Here is an 18,884-nt window from a genome sequence, read left to right on the forward strand (position 1 = left end):
TTAAAATGTTAATAGCACACATTTGATGGTTATTAGTTTGTTGAGCGTGTGGAAATTTTGTTACCTGCACTTTATCCCCGAAGATACCAAATCACTTTTCTTCATCATGTTCTTATTTTCGTACTCATACATTAGAAAATCCCCGTTCTAAATAGGTGAAGAATTGGAGTATTTTTATGAATTTCTGCTGAATAACGATAAAAAATACATTACATAGCAAACTCAAAGAATATAAAAATCGCTTTTTTCCGGAAGCTTCGGTAAAAAACGAAACTTTTGTCTCTATGATTTTATTTTATAATGTAAACGGTTTCTTATATAGTATACTTATACTATCAATTTGCTCAAGTAGATACTGACAGGAAGGATAGAAAAACAGATGGAATACATAAATACAAGACAAAAAGAGATTTTGTATCTGTTGTTATCTGAACCTGATGACTATTTAGTTGTGCAAGATTTCGCAGATAGGGTACAGTGTTCTGAAAAAACAATCCGGAATGATTTGAAAGTGATCGAGGATTATCTCAATGAGCATTCTCATGCACAGCTTATTCGAAAACCAGGGTTGGGCGTTTATTTACATATAGAAGAACAGGAAAGGACCTGGCTAAGCCAACAATTACATACTGAACATTTTTCTTCTAGGCAGCGGAGCGATGAAGAAAGAATGCTGCACATTGCTTATGACTTATTAATGAATCCGAAGCCTGTTTCCGCAAAAGACATTGCCGCTCGGCATTTTGTCAATCGATCTTCCATAAAAAAGGATTTATACGCAGTAGAAGAGTGGCTGAAGCGTTTTGATCTCACACTGGTTTCTAGGCAGCGGCTTGGATTAAAGGTTGAAGGGAACGAAAGAAATAAAAGAAAGGCATTGGCAAGAATATCTGATTTGATTCACAATACAGAGTTTACCAGCCAATTTATTAAAAGTAAGTTTTTACATTATGAAGTAGACTTTGTGACGAAAGAAATCAAATCACTACAAAAAAAGCATTCCCTCTATTTCACAGACGAAACGTTTGAAAGTTTGCTGCTGCATACATTGTTAATGGTCCGCCGCATCAAAATGAAGCAGCCGATTTCATTGTCCCCAAAAGAAATGGCGGCAGTAAAAAAGAAGAAAGAATATCAATGGACATTTGCTTGTTTACAGCGGCTTGAACCGGTTTTTGCAATCCGCTTCCCTGAAGAAGAAGCCGTGTACTTAACATTACATATATTGGGCGGTAAAGTTCGTTATCCATTGCAGACAGAAGAGAACCTTGAAAATGCTGTGCTTCCTAAGGTTGTAGGGCATTTAATCAATCGTGTTTCAGAGCTGAAAATGATGGATTTTCATAAGGATCAGGATTTGATTAATGGTTTGAACATTCATCTCAATACTGTGCTACAACGGCTGAGCTACGATCTTTCTGTAGCAAATCCTATGCTCAATGACATCAAAAAGATGTACCCTTATTTGTTCCACCTCATCATTGATGTTTTGGAAGATATCAATCAAACTTTTGATCTTCATATTCCTGAGGAAGAGGCAGCATATTTGACATTGCATTTTCAGGCAGCGATCGAACGGATGCAGTGCAGCAGCGAGACACATAAAAAGGCGATTATCGTCTGCCACATGGGGATTGGGATGTCACAATTGCTGCGGACAAAAATTGAACGGAAATGTCATCAAATCGCTGTAATGGCCTGTATTGCAAAGGCCGATTTAAAGGATTATATCAAAAAGCATGAGGATATTGATCTTGTCATATCCACCATTGCGCTGGAGAATATAACGGTTCCCCATATTGTTGTGTCTCCGCTTTTAGAGCCTGGCGAAGAGATGAAATTAAGTGCGTTTATACGTCAGCTGGGCGAATCACACCGCCAAAAACAAAAAACGTTTCAGATGCTGAACAATACGACTCCTTTTTTGGTTTTTTTGCAGCAGGAGGCGGAGCATCGCTACAAGTTAATCGAACAGCTGGCGACAGCTTTGTGTGAGAAAGGCTATGTTGATAAGGACTATGCGGTTCATGCGGTGATGAGGGAAAAAATGTCGGCGACAAATATTGGATCAGGCATTGCCATTCCTCATGCAAACGCTAAATTTATTAAACAATCAGCAATCGCGATTGCCACATTAAAGGAGCCGCTTGAATGGGGAAATGAAAAAGTTTCGCTCGTTTTTATGCTGGCTGTCAAACACGAGGATCAAACCATGACAAAGCAGCTGTTTAGCGAGCTTTCATATCTTAGCGAGCAGCCGGCCTTCGTCCAGAAGCTGACGAAAGAAGCCAATGTCATGACATTTTTATCTCATTTGGATTATTAAAAGCAGGGATTATTCCTTGCTTTTTTTTGTTATAGGGAAAAATGCCTTTATTACCGGAAGCCTATGGTAAAAAAAGCGATTTTAATGAGCTGATTTCGGTATACAGTTGAGACAAGATCTTATTATTCACACTTTAAAGGAGGTTTCCTATGAAACTGTTAGCGATTACATCTTGTCCGAATGGAATCGCCCATACGTATATGGCAGCGGAAAATCTGCAAAAAGCTGCTGACAGACTGGGCGTTAGCATCAAAGTTGAGACCCAGGGGGGAATTGGTGTCGAAAATAAGCTAACCGAAGAGGAAATTCGCGAAGCGGACGCAATCATTATTGCTGCAGACCGCTCGGTAAACAAAGACCGGTTTATAGGCAAAAAACTGCTGTCTGTGGGGGTACAGGACGGCATCCGCAAACCGGAAGAATTGATTCAAAAAGCTCTTAACGGGGATATACCGGTCTATCGTTCCGCTTTAAAATCGGAATCCGTCAATCATCAGGAGAAGAAACAAAATCCAATTTACCGTCATTTAATGAACGGCGTTTCATTTATGGTTCCTTTCATTGTTGTCGGCGGATTATTGATAGCGGTTGCATTAACGCTTGGAGGGGAGAAAACACCTAAAGGCTTAGTTATTCCGGATGATTCCTTCTGGAAAACGATTGAACAGATCGGCAGTGCTTCATTTTCATTTATGATTCCGATTTTAGCCGGCTATATCGCCTATAGCATCGCTGATAAACCAGGGCTTGTGCCAGGGATGATCGGCGGATATATTGCGGCGACTGGAAGTTTTTATGACAGCGCAAGCGGCGCCGGATTTCTCGGGGGGATTATTGCCGGGTTTTTGGCCGGATACGCTGCACTTTGGATCAAAAAATTAAAAGTTCCAAAAGCCATCCAGCCGATTATGCCGATTATTATTATTCCGGTGTTTGCATCACTGATTGTAGGTTTAGCGTTTGTGTTTTTGATCGGCGCGCCTGTAGCTCAAATTTTCGCCTCTTTAACAGTTTGGCTGGCGGGGATGAAAGGGTCGAGCTCGATCCTTCTGGCATTGATTTTAGGGGCGATGATCTCATTTGATATGGGCGGTCCCGTAAATAAGGTGGCGTTTCTGTTTGGATCGGCAATGATTGGAGAAGGAAATTATGAAATTATGGGACCAATTGCTGTCGCCATTTGTATCCCGCCGATTGGCCTTGGCATTGCGACGTTTTTAGGAAAAAGAAAATTCGAGGCATCTCAAAGAGAAATGGGGAAAGCGGCATTTACGATGGGACTCTTCGGCATTACTGAAGGAGCGATTCCATTTGCGGCGCAGGATCCTCTTCGAGTCATTCCAAGTATTATGGCAGGTTCTATGACAGGTTCTGTGATAGCCATGATTGGCAATGTGGGAGACAGAGTGGCGCACGGCGGACCTATCGTTGCAGTGCTTGGCGCAGTTGATCATGTCTTGATGTTTTTTATTGCTGTGATTGCAGGATCTCTTGTCACTGCTCTGTTCGTCAATGTACTAAAAAAGGATATTACGGCGTCTCCTGTGCTCAGTGAAACTGCACCGCCCTCCGCGCCAAGTGAAGCTGCGGCAGCAAATGAAATAAAGCAGCCAATTCAAAGCCAAAAAGCTGAGATGTCGGAAATCAAAAAACTGACAGATATTATCAGCCCGGAATTAATTGAACCAAATTTATCGGGGGAAACGAGGGATGACATCATAGATGAATTGATTCAGAAATTGTCCCGCAGAGGTGCGCTATTTTCAGAGAGCGGGTTTAAACAAGCCATTTTGAATCGTGAACAACAGGGAACAACGGCGATTGGCATGAATATCGCGATTCCGCACGGAAAGTCTGAGGCGGTCAGGGAGCCGAGTGTTGCCTTTGGGATCAAACGATCAGGCGTTGATTGGAATAGCCTGGATGGATCAGAAGCTAAATTAATCTTTATGATTGCTGTACCGAAAGAGAGCGGGGGAAACCAGCATCTCAAAATACTGCAGATGCTATCTCGAAAGCTTATGGATGACAATTATAGGGAGCGGCTGCTCTCCGTGCAAACAACAGAAGAAGCCTATAAGCTGCTAGAAGAAATCGAATAAAGCGGGGGATTTTCATGACGACTGAACCGTTATTTTTCAAGTCTGTTTTCAAAGAAAGAATTTGGGGCGGGACCGCTTTAGCTGATTTTGGCTATACCATTCCGTCACAACGAACAGGAGAGTGCTGGGCTTTTGCCGCGCATCAAAATGGTCAAAGCGTTGTTCAAAACGGAATGTATAAGGGGTTCACGCTCAGCGAATTATGGGAACATCACAGACATTTATTCGGACAGCTTGAAGGGGACCGTTTCCCTCTGCTTACAAAAATATTAGATGCTGACCAGGACTTATCTGTTCAGGTGCATCCGAATGATGAATATGCCAACATACATGAAAACGGTGAGCTTGGAAAAACAGAATGCTGGTACATTATTGACTGCCAAAAAGATGCCGAGATTATTTATGGCCACAATGCAACAACAAAGGAAGAACTAACTACCATGATAGAGCGTGGAGAATGGGATGAGCTCTTGCGCCGTGTAAAGGTAAAGCCGGGGGATTTTTTCTATGTGCCAAGCGGTACTGTTCATGCGATTGGAAAAGGTATTCTTGCTTTAGAGACGCAGCAGAACTCAGACACAACCTACAGATTATATGATTATGACCGAAAAGATGCAGAAGGCAAGCTGCGCGAGCTTCATCTGAAAAAGAGCATCGAAGTGATAGAGGTCCCATCTATTCCAGAGCGGCAAACGGTTCACCATGAACAAATTGAGGATTTGCTTACAACGACATTAGTTGAATGCGCTTACTTTTCGGTGGGGAAATGGAACTTATCAGGATCAGCAAGCTTAAAGCAGCAAAAACCATTCCTTCTTATCAGTGTGATTGAAGGGGAGGGCCGTATGATCTCTGGTGAGTATGTCTATCCTTTCGAAAAAGGAGATCATATGTTGCTGCCTCACGGTCTTGGAGAATTTAAACTCGAAGGGTATGCAGAATGTATCGTCTCCCATCTGTAACATAGCAGGGCTTGAGAAATAAATTTGCGAGTGAAGACTCCTATTCTCCAGCAATGATCTAAATAAAATAAGAGTTTAATAGTTGGAGAAGAAATGTTACACTCTTTTCTGTATATGGTAAAGAATGAAAAAACACGATTCGGTTGGTAGTCCGGATGCATGATTGAGAATGTCAGTAACCTTCCCCTCCTCGGGATGTCCATCATTCTTTAATATCTTTTATGAGGAGGGAATCGTTATGAAATTAACGATTTACTACGATGGTCAGTTTTGGGTAGGCGTTGTTGAAGTTGTGAACAATGGAAAGCTAAGAGCCTTTCGTCATCTTTTTGGCAAAGAGCCGAGGGATTCTGAAGTATTAGAGTTTGTTCATAACCAACTTTTGAATATGATGGCCCAAGCTGAGCAGGAAGGAGTGAGTTTACAAGGCAGACGTCAAAAAAAGATCAATCCAAAAAGATTGCAGCGCCAGGTTTCAAAAGAGTTGAAAAACGCCGGAGTAGCTTCTAAAGCTCAAGAGGCGATAAAGCTAGAGCTTGAAGCAAGAAAGCAAAAGAAAAAACAAATAATGAAAGAACAACGAGAACATGTAAAAGAGCAAAGGTATATGCTCAAAAAGCAAAAAGCGAAAAAGAAGCACAGAGGTAAATAATCCAAACAAAAGCAGGCGCAGTGCCTGCTTTTGTAATTAAGAACTCTACTTTGTAACATATATCCAATGTTTATAATCCGCTGATTTATGATCCAATATAAACCCTAACTTCTCCAAGGTTTTTTGTGAGCCTAGATTATCATGTTCGCATCTTGCGGTGATCCGGTTTACTGTTTCTTGGCTTAATGCCCAGTTTATTAGTTTTTGGGCGGCTTCCACACAATAACCTTTGCGGCGATGACTTTTATTTATTGCAAAACCGATTTCAATCATGCCATTTTCGTCTGGTTCACCTAAAAATCCAGTTCCCCCAACAATTTCATGACTGTCCTTCTTTACAATAATCCATGAATCAAATCCTTTTGTTCCATTGTTTTTGACTAAAATCTCGCGGAAATAAGGTATCGCTTCAAAAAAATCAGAATTTGGCCATTCACCATTTGTTTCATAACCTAAGTCTTTGATAGCCTGATGATCTTGTTTAGACGCGGCGTCAAGAAGGGGAATATCAATCGTTTTTAATCGTAATCGATTCGTTTTAAGGAGAACCATATATCTAATCCTCTTTTCTTTTTACTGGGTATAATGATAACATATAACAATTTTCTCTGATACCATGGCAGTAGAGAAAGATGAAGAAATTGAGGGGAATTGAAAGAGTGACAGGTGAGAGTTTGCCCAGACCAAAAACGGGTAGGAAAATGCCGATGTTAATGTGTCCCTACCCGTTTTTCTGTTCCTGAATGCAGGGTTTCTGATAACATGTTGTGCTACCTTTTCGCAATCAAATAAAGCGATATGGCTCTTTGGGTTTGCACAGGATTATGAATGATAATGACCCATTGGTTTCTTCGTCTTGGAAAGCTTGCTACCGCATACAATGGAGCAGTATCGCGCGGAGTGAACCCGCCATTTATCACGTTGATATCTCTTCCTTCAAGATGACAAACTAAGTATTCACCTGGATTGATGACCTGTTGGTTCGTCCATGCGTAAGAATAAAAGCCGTCTCCAAGATCTTCGGTGGAAGATGGGGGGACAAAGCCATCTACAGTCAATGTGATTTCTCTTCTTCGCTGTCTTTCTGAAAAGTCTGGACTTCTTTGAGGGTTATGAGTATGTGAAAAGTAAGGAATTAACGCAGGGCCATAAAAGTAATGATACAAAGCAACCACTCCTTTATTTTCCATTCATACAAATTGTATGTGGGAGTTATTTGTTCATTCCTGTTTTGTTCCATGTAGACTAATAATGGGCTATAGGCATCCATGGTAATCAGTTTGTCCTTTCGTTGATTCAATGCTAGTAACCTTGAAAATGCAGGTTAGGATGATAGAATTTACATATTACTGCAAGAAGTTAGACATACATCATTTTGATAGTGGGTGAAAACGATGGCGAAAAAAATAGCAAAAACAAATGCGGTTCGTCTGATAGAACAGCAGAACATCTCTTATGAGTTATTAGGGTATAAAACAGACGGCCAGCCTGTAGATGGCATCTCTGTTGCGGAAAAAATCGGTTATCCTGTGAAATATGTATATAAAACGTTGGTTGCAGCAGCAGGAACAAATCATTATTATGTCTTTGTTGTACCCGTTGCAGAAGAGTTAGATGTAAAAAAGGCAGCAAAGGTGACAGGGGAAAAGAAAATAGAAATGATTGCAATGAAGGAGCTATTAGCGGTAACTGGCTATCTTCGCGGCGGCTGCTCGCCAATTGGCATGAAAAAATTGTTCCCGACCTATATTGATGCATCTGCAGAAACGCTTGATTTTATCATTGTGAGTGCAGGGAAAATCGGTATGCAGCTAAAGTTGGCGCCACAAGATTTAGCCAAATCATGTGATGCCGCATTTGCAGAAATTGTATAGATGCAGATATAGGGGAAACGAAAAAGCTTAGTCATATCGATTAAGCTTTTTCTGCATCTCTTTCAAATATGATTTCAAAATAAGCAGCTGCCCCATACCCATCTATACTGGGAGCGAAAATCTGAACAAATCTCCAGCCTCTTTTTGCATAATCATGGATGATTTGCTGGTAGTCTTCTTTAGGTCTTCTTCTCATCGTACTCAGCTCAACTCTTACGAATTCATATTCTTTCATCGTTTAATCCCTCCTAATAAGGTATACGTAAAATGGAGCAAGAAGTTCCGAAAACCTAGGTTAAGAGCCGAAAGTATATTTCCCTCACTAAAACAAATACATTTATGCCAGCTGCCTGTATGCATCTGGAAAGAGTTAAGGGGCTATAAAACGAATGTCACCGGGTCAGCAGTCCAAATGAATCTCTTGCTTATTGCATTTGACTGAGTATATAAGTAAAAAAAGAGCGGCCAGAACATATAAGAAGGAGATGATCATTAACGCACTCATAACAGGGTAATGTTTAGCGGAGTAGATGAAAAAATCAAGCTGTGAAATTTGTTTGGGGCTGCTGACGGCATCAATTCCATTTAGCAGTTTTGAGAGTTTAGCAGTATAGTTCCAATCAAATCGATCTGAAACAAGCTCGCTTCCTTGATACCAATTAACAGCAGCTAAAAACAGAAATACCATAATAGAAAATCCAAGCTGAACAACTAAAAATATTCCCTTCACTTTTGTATGACCTCCAGATCTATGAATATGGGAAAATCAAACAATATATTATCACCGTATGGGTTATTCTTGCAATTTCACTTTCATACAACTCAAACGCAAGTCTATTTTTTTGTTTGTTTTTGGCTTATAATACCTGATGATGGAAAAAGAATGCGGGTTTATAGATTAGAGAAACAAATGTATTTCTTAGCATTTTTTATTTGTGGAGAGAGTATAGAAGCATTCGATTAGATCTGCTTTTTCACAGAAACGGTTTTCATCTGTTTGCCTGAGCTTTACAATTGGCTGGCAAAAAAACAATGATTTCTTTCAATCAAAACATGCAACGATGCGACACATTTTATATCTTTATGACTTATCTCATTGCCTTTAAGTCATCCTATCGAGAAAGCGATGGTATTTTATGAATAAAGAAACCCTAAAAAACATACTCATGATTTTTTCAATATGCGCAACCCTTCGAGAAACTGATGGTATGCGCATAGCTGATAGCTGGATTTTGAGTGAGATTATACGATTTTTGATTTGCATGGCTGTGTTTTTTGCCGTGACATTTCTATTAGATGCTGTTTTTTCAAATAAAAAAGAGTCACATTAATGTGTGGCTCTTTTTGCATCATCTGATCAGAAACATCATAAATGAATCGATCATCATGATGAAGAACAGCAAGCAAAAATAAATAAGCGAGTAGACAAACATATCCTTTGCCCACTTCACGTCATCGTCTGTTTTGAATCCTTTGATGCTTTTTTTGATCCATATGCCTCCGAGAACCAAGGCGGCTAAGAAATAAAATGGGCTGATATGGCCGGTGCCGAGAGAGAAAGGAAATAATAGCGTGACCGGCACCAGGACGGCAATATATTGCATCATTTTTATTTTTGTTACATGATTGCCTTTGACTACTGGCAAAAGCGGAACGCCAGCGGCACGATATTCTTCTTTGCGTCTTATCCCAATCGCCCAAAAATGCGGCGGCTGCCACAGAAACATAATCGTGTACAACAGCACTGCTGTCATACTGAAGTCACCGGTTACGGCACAATACCCCATCAATGGCGGCGCGGCTCCTGGAAAGCTCCCGACAAATGTGCTCCACACAGACGTTCGTTTCACCCATACCGTATAGATGATCGCATAAAAAATAAAGGCGGCCAGTCCGAGAAAGGCCGTTAATGGATCGAGGGAATAAAGCATGGCAAGACCTGCGATTCCTAAAACAGAGCCATATGTTAAGATCATGGCTGGCGGCATTTTCCCTGTGACCGAGGCCCTGCTGCGAGTGCGTGCCATTTTTGCGTCCATATGCCGATCAAAATAGTTGTTATAGACAGTGCCGGAAGCCATCACAAACGCGGTTCCCAACATTGCTGTCACCATTGTCATCAAAAAAGCCATTCCGGTTAACGTTTTTTCTGCGCTTGCAAACGCGATCCAAAATCCGCCGAAGGCTGCTATCGAGTTTGATATGATAATGCCGGGTTTTGCAAGTTTGATAAAATCGTAAATGGTTACCCGGTTCGAAGCTTTTATGTATTTTGTTTCAGATATGGCTGCAGAATCTCTTGTATTCTCCAAAAATAGACGCCTCCCCCAAAACTGCATGCTTTTGTTATCGTAACAAGAGGGGGACGGAATCACAATTATTTCCTATATTTGTCATGATATTGTCATTTTTAAAACAAAAAAAATGGGGAGCTGGACTGCCCCCATTTTGATATGCGGCGACTAGTAACCGTAACCTCCGCCATATCCTCCGCCATATCCGCCGCCGTAACCGTACCAAGGGTAGTAAGGCGGTCGCGGGCGCGGGTAGTAATAAGGCGGGCGCGGATAAAACGGGTAGAACGGATAATAATAAGGCGGATAAAATGGCCGTCTCGGACGCGGATAATAATAAGGCTGTCTTTCATCATAAGGGGTAATTTGTTCAAATGGCTGTTCATTCAAAGGGTAATCCAAGAGGAAAACCTCCCTAGCTTTTTTTATTCCTTTTACCATATTCTTGATGCTTAAGTTGGGTGTATGTCCATTCATGAAACTCGGTTTTTTTTTATGATGAAATTCCTTAAAAAGGATTGACATGAACTTCTAAATCTCATAGTATTACAAATGTGAAATAAATATTACTACAATGTTACAAAATCATTTCTAAATAGATACAGTTCCAACTGACGAAGAGTAAATCGAAATGGCTGCGAAAGAAGGAGTTTTTGTTGTTGGCAAAAAGAATCAAATGGTTTCATGTATTAATAGCAGTTGTATGTGTGGTGGGTCTTATCGGCTTTTTCCATAATCATTCATTGAAAAAAGAAACGGTCATGAATAAAGTAAGAACTGATTCTCAATATGGGAATGTTGAGATCGCGACACTTGTGAATGACGGGAAAACTTTTAATTACGCGGTTAACTATCCCGTTTTCAAAAATGAAAAAATGGATTCGGCATTAAAAAGATTTGCAGAAAAAGAGGTTCGTCAATTTCAAAAGGAAACAAAAGACGTTGATCAAGAGCATACGACAAAACGCAACGAATTAAATGTTGATTATAAAATTGTCCATTATGCCAAACAGACAGTGGCGATTGTATTTAATGAATATAAATACATCGGCGGGGCACACGGGCAAACCGTGAAAAAAACGTTTAACTATGATTTTAGTAAACAAGCGTTTCTTTCCATTGATAATATTTTCAAAGAGGACGCTGACTACTTACATAAGCTTTCGTTAATCGCTTATCATGAGCTGAAAAAGAATAAGGACATTGCAGCGGACGATGCACTGTTAAAGGAAGGGACGGCTCCGAAAAAAGAAAATTTCAGCCGCTTTGCCATCAAGGAGGATTATATCGAACTTTACTTTGACACATATCAGGTTGCAGCAGGCTATCTTGGAGAGCAATCGATTGCCATTAAAAAAAGTCTTTTAAAAGACATTCTGAAAGAACAATATATTGATAAAGCAAAAAATAAAAATAAAATCAAAGAACAAAAGCCGAAGCATGAAGTGATTTCTTTACCCAAAGAGGAAACGGTTGATCCAAATCAAAAAGTCATTGCGCTTACTTTCGACGACGGCCCGAATCCTGCGACAACAAATCAGATTCTAGACTCCTTGAAGAAATATAAGGGTCATGCCACGTTTTTTGTTTTGGGGAGCAGGGTTCAATATTATCCGGAAACGCTAATAAGAATGCTGAAAGAAGGAAATGAGGTGGGGAACCATTCATGGAGCCATCCGCTTCTCACAAGGCTTTCAGTGAAAGAAGCGTTAAAGCAGATCAATGATACGCAAGACATCATTGAAAAAATAAGCGGATACCGTCCGACGCTTGTAAGACCCCCATACGGCGGCATTAATGATGAACTGCGGAGTCAAATGAAAATGGATGTTGCGTTATGGAATGTTGACCCGGAAGATTGGAAAGACCGTAACAAAAAAACAATTGTTGACCGTGTCATGAATCAGGCGGGAGATGGAAGAACCATTTTGATTCACGATATTTACCGCACCTCTGCTGATGCGGCCGATGAAATTATGAAAAAGCTCACCGATCAAGGCTATCAATTGGTTACAGTTTCTCAGCTTGAAGAGGTTAAAAAACAAAGAGAATCGAAATAAATTAAAAAAGGCTGTCCGTACGGACAGCCTTTTTTCTATTTAATAAGAGCCTGTGGTGGCCCAAACATTTAAGTTTGGTCCTGAATACTTGCCGAAAGCGTAAGAAGTCCTTGGATCTAAATCATATACCATCGGTGTATAGCAAGACTTTTGGCCGGCCACCGCTTTTCCATTGCCGCCTGCAGAATCACAATTATATCTCTTTCCGTCCGTGTTCCGGGTAATCTCCGCATTTGCTTCAAAGCCAGACGTCAATGTATTATTCATCGTGATTTTTGCCCAAGCCGTTTTACATGTACTGCTGAATTTAAGCTCGACTACTCCGATGACTTGATTGCTGGCATTCACTAAGTTTGAGGATTTTTTTGTAGAGCCGCTGGACGCACAATCATTGTAATAAGGGCTTTTTCCATCGTAGGCATGGGTTTCCGCATTGGCGGGTACTCCTTTGACGGCAAAAACAAATACTACTGCGAATAACATCAATAAAGCCTTCGTAAACAGTCTTTTCATATCCTTTATGACCTCCTTAATATGGCAAACAATAAATCATACGGAGGAACAATCAAAACATGCATGCTTTTTTGTGAACAATAAAGGCGGCCGGGAGGATGGAGTTATTGGCCGCCTTTGGTGTGAGGTTAAGCTTTTACATCAATAGTTTGTCCGAGAGTCGGATGCTGAATCATCTTTAAGGTTTGATCGGCATTTTGCTGGGCGGTGTCCAGCATTTTTTTCGTTAAAGCGATATTAACATTCTGGGCAAGGGATGCTTGATGCATCGCAACTGATAAAGCAGGAATATCCATCGTTCCACCTCCTATGCCTTACCTATCGGCGGCTTTGTATCATTTTACAGTGAAAAATGGCTTAATTTTCTCTGTTGACCCTTACGCTGCGGCATATCGTATGTTTTTGACAAGGAGGGAATCAGGATGAATCTTGTAATGGAAAAGACCTTTGAGCAATACGAAAAGCTGTTTTCAATGGAAGAACAGAAAAGAGAAGATGAATTTCGGTATACGATGATGAGGCCGTTTGAAAGGATGTGGACCGCCATCCAAGTTCCGCTGAAAGCGAAGGAGCCAAACGGCTATGATGTGATCATGGCTGCGAAAATGCTGGGCTATTTGGATGTCCGTGATGCTGAAAGCGGCCAGAAAGCACTGCAAATACTGAAAGAATCATATGTTTCAGAGACAGCTGAATCTGCACTTTTGCAATGCATATTTTTTGCTGAGCGCGAACAGCTGCGGGTGAATGCAGAGGAGATCAAATTCGGCCTTTATATCGCTGATCCAAATAAACTTCAGCTGCAAAAAGGCTACTGCGGGTTTGGCGGGATACCGGACTTTGTTCATGTATGGATTGATCCGAACCGTTATAACCTGCCAAGGATTCCTTCAATTATTGCTCATGAGTTTCATCATAATGTGCGGTTTTCGTATATAGATTTTCATCATGGCTCTGTAAGTGTCGGGGATTATCTTGTGATTGAAGGATTGGCGGATTCATTCGCCAGAGAGCTGTTTGGTACGGAACGATTGGGCCCTTGGGTAACTCGTTTTGATCATGAGGATTTGCAATATTCCATTGATGTGATTAATGAGGTGCTGGATGTGAAAGGATTTTCGGAAGTCAGCCGTTATATGTTTGGTGATCCAATTGCTAACGACCAAGGCTTTAAGCCTGCAGGTTTATCGGCTTTTGCAGGTTATGCGGTTGGATATCATGTCGTTCAGTCATTTATGAATCAACATCATATCACGATAAGCGAGGCCACACGTTTGGATGCGAAGACCATTCTTTCTCAATGCGGGCTGTTTTCTACATGAAAAAAGCGTCACATACAGCGGCGCTTTTTGATTCCCAAAACCAGCAGTTCTATGGCGGCACAGGCGGCAATTCCGATTGTATATGCTTCGATATCGCTCCATAAAAAACCGTACCCCAGTACAAGTCCGCCAAGAGAAGTATCCCTAATCTGGTCGATCCATTCGGCATGATAGAGCTGGCTGAATTCAATGACAAAACAGAAAGAAAGACTGATAATGCCCGTTATCATTGTCTTCAGCTTCCGAAATAGAAATCCGCATCCCGTAAAGATCATGGCGGCCCACAACGAGTCTCCCAGATAAGTATTGAGGGTATCAGGAAGAACACTGGAGAATGCTCTGGATCCAAGCCCCAGCCCAATGATCAGTATGGTGAAAACTACATATATCCAACGATTTCGCTTCATTGCGAATTGATACCCCGTCTCTGTTTCATCTCCCTGTATTGTAAGGAATATAGCTTTTATTTGTCCACTAAAAAAAGCGGCTGAATAGCCGCGTAGGGTGTTTATTTTGCTTTTAGGTTTACATGGTCGGCTGTCTGATCCGTGCCTATTACAAAATGGAGTTCATAGCGGCCTGTATCATATACATAATCGATTTCATCGGTAAACGGGACGGTTAACACCCGATTTGCTGGTCCTAATTGCTTCTGCAGCACTTCCGGCGTAACTCCGCCTAAATTCAGCTGCCGTTCCACACCGGTTCCAAAGTAACGGACTTCTGAAATTGTCATGTCTTTATGATAGGAAAATCCGTAGCCCGGCTGTCCCATATTCCAGTGATATAAATCAAATCGATTGTCTCCCCCGACTGGTCTTTCCGGTTCCCCAAACGCAGCATGGACATCGCCTTTTGTGCTTTTGTTAATGGTGAGGCCTTGCGCCTGCTGAGGCATTTCCCCTTTATAGGCGGTGTTATAGAGGTTTTTGACAAGCTCGGCGGCTGATTGATTCGTGTTTTCGGAGAGCGTGTTTGTTTGAGCTGCGGCCTTTGCCGGTGCTGAAAAGGACGCAGCCCCAAAGCCTGTAAAACAACTTGTTATTGCTGCCGCCGCGGTAATAGCAGACATTGTCTTTTTCATGTTGATCCCTCCTTATTGATCTACCATTCCGTTTCCCTGTGTTTGTGCAATAAAACATGTGAGTGCGCTTTGTATGTTTTATTGAGTTGTTGTAAGGGAACTGAAATAGGTAATTCGGTATATAAAGCAAGAAAGGGGAATGGAGATGGCTGGCAAGAAAACAATCACAATAAACGGCGTTGAAATGGAAGCGTCCGAGGAACAGACGGTGCTGCAGCTTTTGAATAACAGCTCGATAGAAGTGCCGCAAGTTTGCTATCATCCAAGCTTAGGGCCGATTGAAACATGTGATACGTGCATCGTCAGCATCAATGGTGAGCTGAAGAGGTCGTGCTCCGCTGAATTAAAGGATGGGGATATCATTGATACGCTCTCGCCTGACGTGAAAAAAGCGCAAGTCATCGGGATGGACAAGATTTTATATAATCATGAGCTTTATTGTACAGTTTGCGATTACAACAATGGGGGATGCGAAATACATAATACGGTGAAGGAAATGAAAATCAATCACCAAAGCATTCCGTTTGATCACAAGCCATACCATAAGGATGAATCCCATCCGTTTTATCGGTATGATCCAGATCAATGTATTTTGTGCGGGCGCTGTGTTGAAGCATGCCAGGACGTTCAGGTAACTGAAACGCTGACCATTGACTGGGAGCGGGAACGCCCGCGCGTCATTTGGGATAACGACGTGCCGATCAATGAGTCGTCATGTGTGTCATGCGGCCATTGTTCAACGGTCTGTCCGTGCAACGCGATGATGGAAAAAGGAATGGAAGGGGAAGCCGGATATTTAACAGGCATCAATAACGAAACGCTGCGACCGATGATCGAGATCACGAAAGGCGTAGAGACAGGCTACGGCTCGATTCTCGCCATTTCTGATATGGAATCCGCCATGCGTGATGAACGAATCAAAAAAACGAAAACCGTCTGCACGTATTGCGGCGTCGGCTGCAGCTTTGATGTCTGGACAAAGGGCAGAGACATTCTGAAAGTAGAGCCGCAGGAGGAAGCGCCAGCCAACGGCATTTCTACTTGTGTGAAAGGCAAGTTCGGCTGGGATTTCGTTAACAGCGAAGAACGCCTGACAAAGCCGCTGATCCGTGAAGGTGACCATTTCCGTGAAGCAGAGTGGGAGGAGGCGTTATCGCTGATCGCCAGCAAGTTCACGGAATTAAAAGAGGCGTTTGGCCCGGATTCTCTCGCTTTTATTACATCTTCTAAATGTACAAATGAAGAATCCTATCTTATGCAAAAGCTGGCCAGAGGGGTCATTGGCACAAATAATGTGGACAACTGCTCTCGCTATTGCCAATCTCCTGCGACTGCCGGCCTGTTCCGGACAGTCGGCTATGGCGGTGATTCAGGATCAATTACAGATATCGCGCAAGCGGACCTTGTTTTGATTATCGGTTCGAACACGTCTGAGTCGCATCCAGTCTTATCCACTCGCATTAAACGGGCTCATAAGTTAAGAGGGCAGAAAGTGATCGTCGCGGATATCAGAAAACACGAAATGGCAGAACGCTCCGATTTATTTGTCCAGCCGCGTGCCGGATCGGATATCGTCTGGCTGAATGCGATCGCCAAATATTTAATAGAAAACGGCAAGGCCGATGAACGATTTTTGAGAGAAAGAGTGAACGGACGGGATGAATATGTAAAAAGCCTCGCGCCGTACACACTTGAATATGCCGAGGAGAAAACCGGGATTGATCGAGAAACCCTTATCCAAATGGCAGAGATGATCGGGCAAGCTGACAGTGTGTGCGCATTGTGGGCGATGGGCGTGACACAGCACATTGGAGGAAGCGACACGAGCACGGCGATATCTAATCTGCTGCTTGTGACAGGAAACTACGGAAAACCGGGAGCAGGTTCTTACCCATTGCGCGGCCATAACAATGTGCAGGGAGCAAGTGACTTCGGAAGCATGCCTGACAGAATGCCGGGCTATGAAAAAGTGACGGACGAACAAGTCCGCCAAAAATACGAGCGGGCGTGGGGCGTGCCGCTGCCGAAGGAGCCGGGTATGACCAACCACGAAATGATTGAAAAAATCCATTCCGGACAGCTGAAAGCGATGTATGTAAAAGGTGAAGAAATGGGCCTGGTGGATTCCAACATCAATCATGTACACGCCGCATATGAAAAGCTTGATTTCTTTGTGGTGCAGGACATTTTCCTTTCACGTACAGCGGAGTTTGCTGATGTGGTTCTTCCTGCGAGCCCAAGCCTTGAAAAAGAAGGAACCTTTACAAACACAGAACGCCGGATTCAGCGTTTGTATCAGGTATTTGAACCGCTGGGCGAATCAAAGCCGGATTGGCAGATTATTATGGAGGTTGCCAATAAGCTTGGCGCCGGCTGGCACTATGAGCATCCTGCAGACATTATGGAGGAAGCAGCCAAGCTGTCGCCGATTTATGCCGGTGTCACCTATGAACGTCTTGAAGGCTATAATTCCCTGCAATGGCCTGTAAACGCTGATGGAAAGGATTCGCCTTTACTCTTTACAGAGCGCTTCCCTTTCCCGGACGGCAAGGCCATTCTCTACCCTGTCCAGTGGACAGAGCCTGAGGAATTCGGTGAGGAATATGATATCCATGTCAACAATGGGCGGCTCTTGGAGCATTTCCACGAAGGGAATCTGACTTACAAATCAAAAGGGATTTCGGAGAAAACACCGGAAGTGTTCTTAGAAATTTCTCCTGAGCTTGCGGCAGAACGAGGGATTCAGGACGGAACCCTCGTCAGACTCACATCGCCTTTCGGAAATGTCAAAGTGAAGTGCCTGATTACTGATCGAGTCAAAGGGAAGGAAGTATATCTGCCAATGAACGATTCAGGGGAAGCGGCGATCAACCTGTTAACAGGCAGCCATGCCGATAAGGATACCGATACGCCTGCTTACAAAGAAACATCGGCCAAGATGGAAATTTTGAAGCAGGACGGAATCAGCCCGATGCCTAAGATCAACCACCGCAACGGCAATCCGCAGCCGCAAATCGGTGTGCAGGTTCAAAAGAAATGGGCGCGGAAGGATTATATTTTCCCTGGTGACGCTGTGAAAAGGGGGATGGGCCATAATGGCTAAAGCGATTAAACGAATCCAAAAAATCGAGGTAACCGAAGAGGATCAGCGGAAGCGTGATTTGCGGGAAATTGAAGATGCTCTAGTTGATCACAAAGAAGCGATTCTCGAAACCTTGCATATGCTGGGCCATATGAACGAGCGCGGTGTCCTGCCGTTGCTCCGCGGCCTTTTTGGTCAAGGGGATAAAGTTCTTGATATTCTGGTGAAAAAGGCAGATACAGAGGAAACAGCCAATACGCTGAAAAATCTGCTTCTTCTGTTTGGGACACTCGGCATGCTGGATGTGAAGCAGCTGGAGCCCCTCATTTTGAAAGTGAATGCGGGAGTGGCAAGTGCTGTAGAGCAGAAAAACAGCGAAGAAAAGACAGGTTATTTTGATATTATCCGCTCGCTAAAAGACCCGGAAATCAACAAATCAATTACACTGCTCTTTTCCTTTTTAAAAGGAATGGGACAAGATACAAAGGAGCTGGAACGCACGACGCAGCCTCCGGAACACCAAAAACATCATCAGGAACCTCGAGAGAAAAGAGGAATGAATAAACGAGATTGATCTCCCGCCCGAGCGGCTTCAGCCAGCTCGGGTTTTTTT

19 protein-coding genes are annotated in these 18,884 nt (G+C 42.6%); 9 read left to right on the plus strand and 10 right to left on the minus strand.

What is annotated here, in order from left to right; translation table 11 throughout:
• The first annotated feature begins 379 nt into the window (after window positions 1-379).
• The 4 genes from manR (at window position 380) to MHH79_RS06525 (ending at window position 6,042) form a co-directional block, all read left to right on the plus strand.
• Window positions 380-2,326, plus strand: a complete 1,947-nt coding sequence (manR, locus tag MHH79_RS06510) for a mannose transport/utilization transcriptional regulator ManR (RefSeq protein ID WP_340035052.1) — start codon at window positions 380-382, stop codon at window positions 2,324-2,326.
• A gap of 149 nt (window positions 2,327-2,475) precedes the next feature.
• Window positions 2,476-4,428, plus strand: a complete 1,953-nt coding sequence (manP, locus tag MHH79_RS06515) for a PTS mannose transporter subunit IIABC (protein ID WP_100506169.1) — start codon at window positions 2,476-2,478, stop codon at window positions 4,426-4,428.
• A gap of 14 nt (window positions 4,429-4,442) precedes the next feature.
• Window positions 4,443-5,390 (plus strand): mannose-6-phosphate isomerase, class I, encoded by a 948-nt coding sequence (gene manA / locus MHH79_RS06520; protein WP_340035053.1) that lies wholly within the window; start codon window positions 4,443-4,445, stop codon window positions 5,388-5,390.
• Window positions 5,391-5,559: 169 nt separating this feature from the next.
• A complete protein-coding gene (locus MHH79_RS06525; protein WP_080030658.1) occupies window positions 5,560-6,042 on the plus strand; it encodes a YjdF family protein in 483 nt (160 codons plus the stop codon).
• Window positions 6,043-6,087: 45 nt separating this feature from the next.
• On the opposite strand, the gene MHH79_RS06530 is transcribed toward MHH79_RS06525, so the two are convergent.
• A complete protein-coding gene (locus tag MHH79_RS06530; protein WP_340035054.1) occupies window positions 6,088-6,594 on the minus strand; it encodes a GNAT family N-acetyltransferase in 507 nt (168 codons plus the stop codon).
• 218 nt (window positions 6,595-6,812) lie between these two features.
• The gene (locus MHH79_RS06535; RefSeq protein ID WP_009967031.1) at window positions 6,813-7,208 is read right to left on the minus strand and encodes a hypothetical protein; all 396 of its coding nucleotides are present in this window, start codon (window positions 7,206-7,208) and stop codon (window positions 6,813-6,815) included.
• Between the two features lie 228 nt (window positions 7,209-7,436).
• On the opposite strand from MHH79_RS06535, the gene ybaK reads away from it, so the two are divergent.
• Window positions 7,437-7,916, plus strand: a complete 480-nt coding sequence (gene ybaK / locus MHH79_RS06540; protein WP_100506167.1) for a Cys-tRNA(Pro) deacylase — start codon at window positions 7,437-7,439, stop codon at window positions 7,914-7,916.
• 40 nt (window positions 7,917-7,956) lie between these two features.
• Here the strand turns inward: ybaK and MHH79_RS06545 are convergent, their stop codons facing one another.
• The 4 genes from MHH79_RS06545 to cotT form a co-directional block, all read right to left on the minus strand.
• The gene (locus tag MHH79_RS06545) at window positions 7,957-8,151 is read right to left on the minus strand and encodes a DUF4177 domain-containing protein (RefSeq protein WP_003232825.1); all 195 of its coding nucleotides are present in this window, start codon (window positions 8,149-8,151) and stop codon (window positions 7,957-7,959) included.
• Window positions 8,152-8,316: 165 nt separating this feature from the next.
• Window positions 8,317-8,646: a YjdJ family protein gene (locus MHH79_RS06550; protein ID WP_003232822.1), complete on the minus strand. Its 330-nt coding sequence runs from the start codon at window positions 8,644-8,646 to the stop codon at window positions 8,317-8,319.
• A 619-nt stretch (window positions 8,647-9,265) separates the two neighbouring features.
• Window positions 9,266-10,255, minus strand: a complete 990-nt coding sequence (gene cyoE, locus MHH79_RS06555; RefSeq protein WP_100506276.1) for a heme o synthase — start codon at window positions 10,253-10,255, stop codon at window positions 9,266-9,268.
• A 123-nt stretch (window positions 10,256-10,378) separates the two neighbouring features.
• Window positions 10,379-10,612 carry a spore coat protein CotT gene (cotT, locus tag MHH79_RS06560; protein ID WP_014479515.1) on the minus strand — a complete coding sequence of 78 codons (234 nt, stop codon included), beginning with the start codon at window positions 10,610-10,612 and terminating at the stop codon, window positions 10,379-10,381.
• A 254-nt stretch (window positions 10,613-10,866) separates the two neighbouring features.
• On the opposite strand from cotT, the gene pdaC reads away from it, so the two are divergent.
• Complete coding sequence (gene pdaC, locus MHH79_RS06565) at window positions 10,867-12,270, plus strand: peptidoglycan-N-acetylmuramic acid deacetylase PdaC (protein ID WP_100506166.1); 1,404 nt, start codon at window positions 10,867-10,869, stop codon at window positions 12,268-12,270.
• Between the two features lie 39 nt (window positions 12,271-12,309).
• Here the strand turns inward: pdaC and MHH79_RS06570 are convergent, their stop codons facing one another.
• Together MHH79_RS06570 and MHH79_RS06575 are read right to left on the minus strand one after the other, a co-directional pair.
• Window positions 12,310-12,783 carry a YjfA family protein gene (locus MHH79_RS06570; protein WP_015383395.1) on the minus strand — a complete coding sequence of 158 codons (474 nt, stop codon included), beginning with the start codon at window positions 12,781-12,783 and terminating at the stop codon, window positions 12,310-12,312.
• 128 nt (window positions 12,784-12,911) lie between these two features.
• Window positions 12,912-13,079, minus strand: coding sequence for a YjfB family protein (locus tag MHH79_RS06575; protein ID WP_014476499.1), 168 nt, complete (start codon window positions 13,077-13,079; stop codon window positions 12,912-12,914).
• A 126-nt stretch (window positions 13,080-13,205) separates the two neighbouring features.
• Between MHH79_RS06575 and MHH79_RS06580 the strand changes: the two genes are divergently transcribed.
• The gene (locus MHH79_RS06580) at window positions 13,206-14,105 is read left to right on the plus strand and encodes a DUF2268 domain-containing protein (protein WP_100506165.1); all 900 of its coding nucleotides are present in this window, start codon (window positions 13,206-13,208) and stop codon (window positions 14,103-14,105) included.
• Window positions 14,106-14,113: 8 nt separating this feature from the next.
• On the opposite strand, the gene MHH79_RS06585 is transcribed toward MHH79_RS06580, so the two are convergent.
• Window positions 14,114-14,512 carry a DUF2809 domain-containing protein gene (locus MHH79_RS06585; RefSeq protein ID WP_041517813.1) on the minus strand — a complete coding sequence of 133 codons (399 nt, stop codon included), beginning with the start codon at window positions 14,510-14,512 and terminating at the stop codon, window positions 14,114-14,116.
• A gap of 101 nt (window positions 14,513-14,613) precedes the next feature.
• Window positions 14,614-15,189, minus strand: coding sequence for a YjgB family protein (locus MHH79_RS06590; RefSeq protein ID WP_063335065.1), 576 nt, complete (start codon window positions 15,187-15,189; stop codon window positions 14,614-14,616).
• A 145-nt stretch (window positions 15,190-15,334) separates the two neighbouring features.
• On the opposite strand from MHH79_RS06590, the gene fdhF reads away from it, so the two are divergent.
• Together fdhF and MHH79_RS06600 are read left to right on the plus strand one after the other, a co-directional pair.
• Window positions 15,335-18,292 carry a formate dehydrogenase subunit alpha gene (gene fdhF / locus MHH79_RS06595; RefSeq protein WP_340035055.1) on the plus strand — a complete coding sequence of 986 codons (2,958 nt, stop codon included), beginning with the start codon at window positions 15,335-15,337 and terminating at the stop codon, window positions 18,290-18,292.
• Window positions 18,285-18,845, plus strand: coding sequence for a DUF1641 domain-containing protein (locus MHH79_RS06600; RefSeq protein WP_029726254.1), 561 nt, complete (start codon window positions 18,285-18,287; stop codon window positions 18,843-18,845). Before fdhF ends, MHH79_RS06600 begins: the two co-directional genes overlap by 8 nt.
• Window positions 18,846-18,884: the final 39 nt, after the last annotated feature.

Origin of the sequence: Bacillus sp. FSL K6-0993, assembly GCF_037977205.1 — a bacterium.
Lineage (GTDB): Bacteria > Bacillota > Bacilli > Bacillales > Bacillaceae > Bacillus > Bacillus subtilis.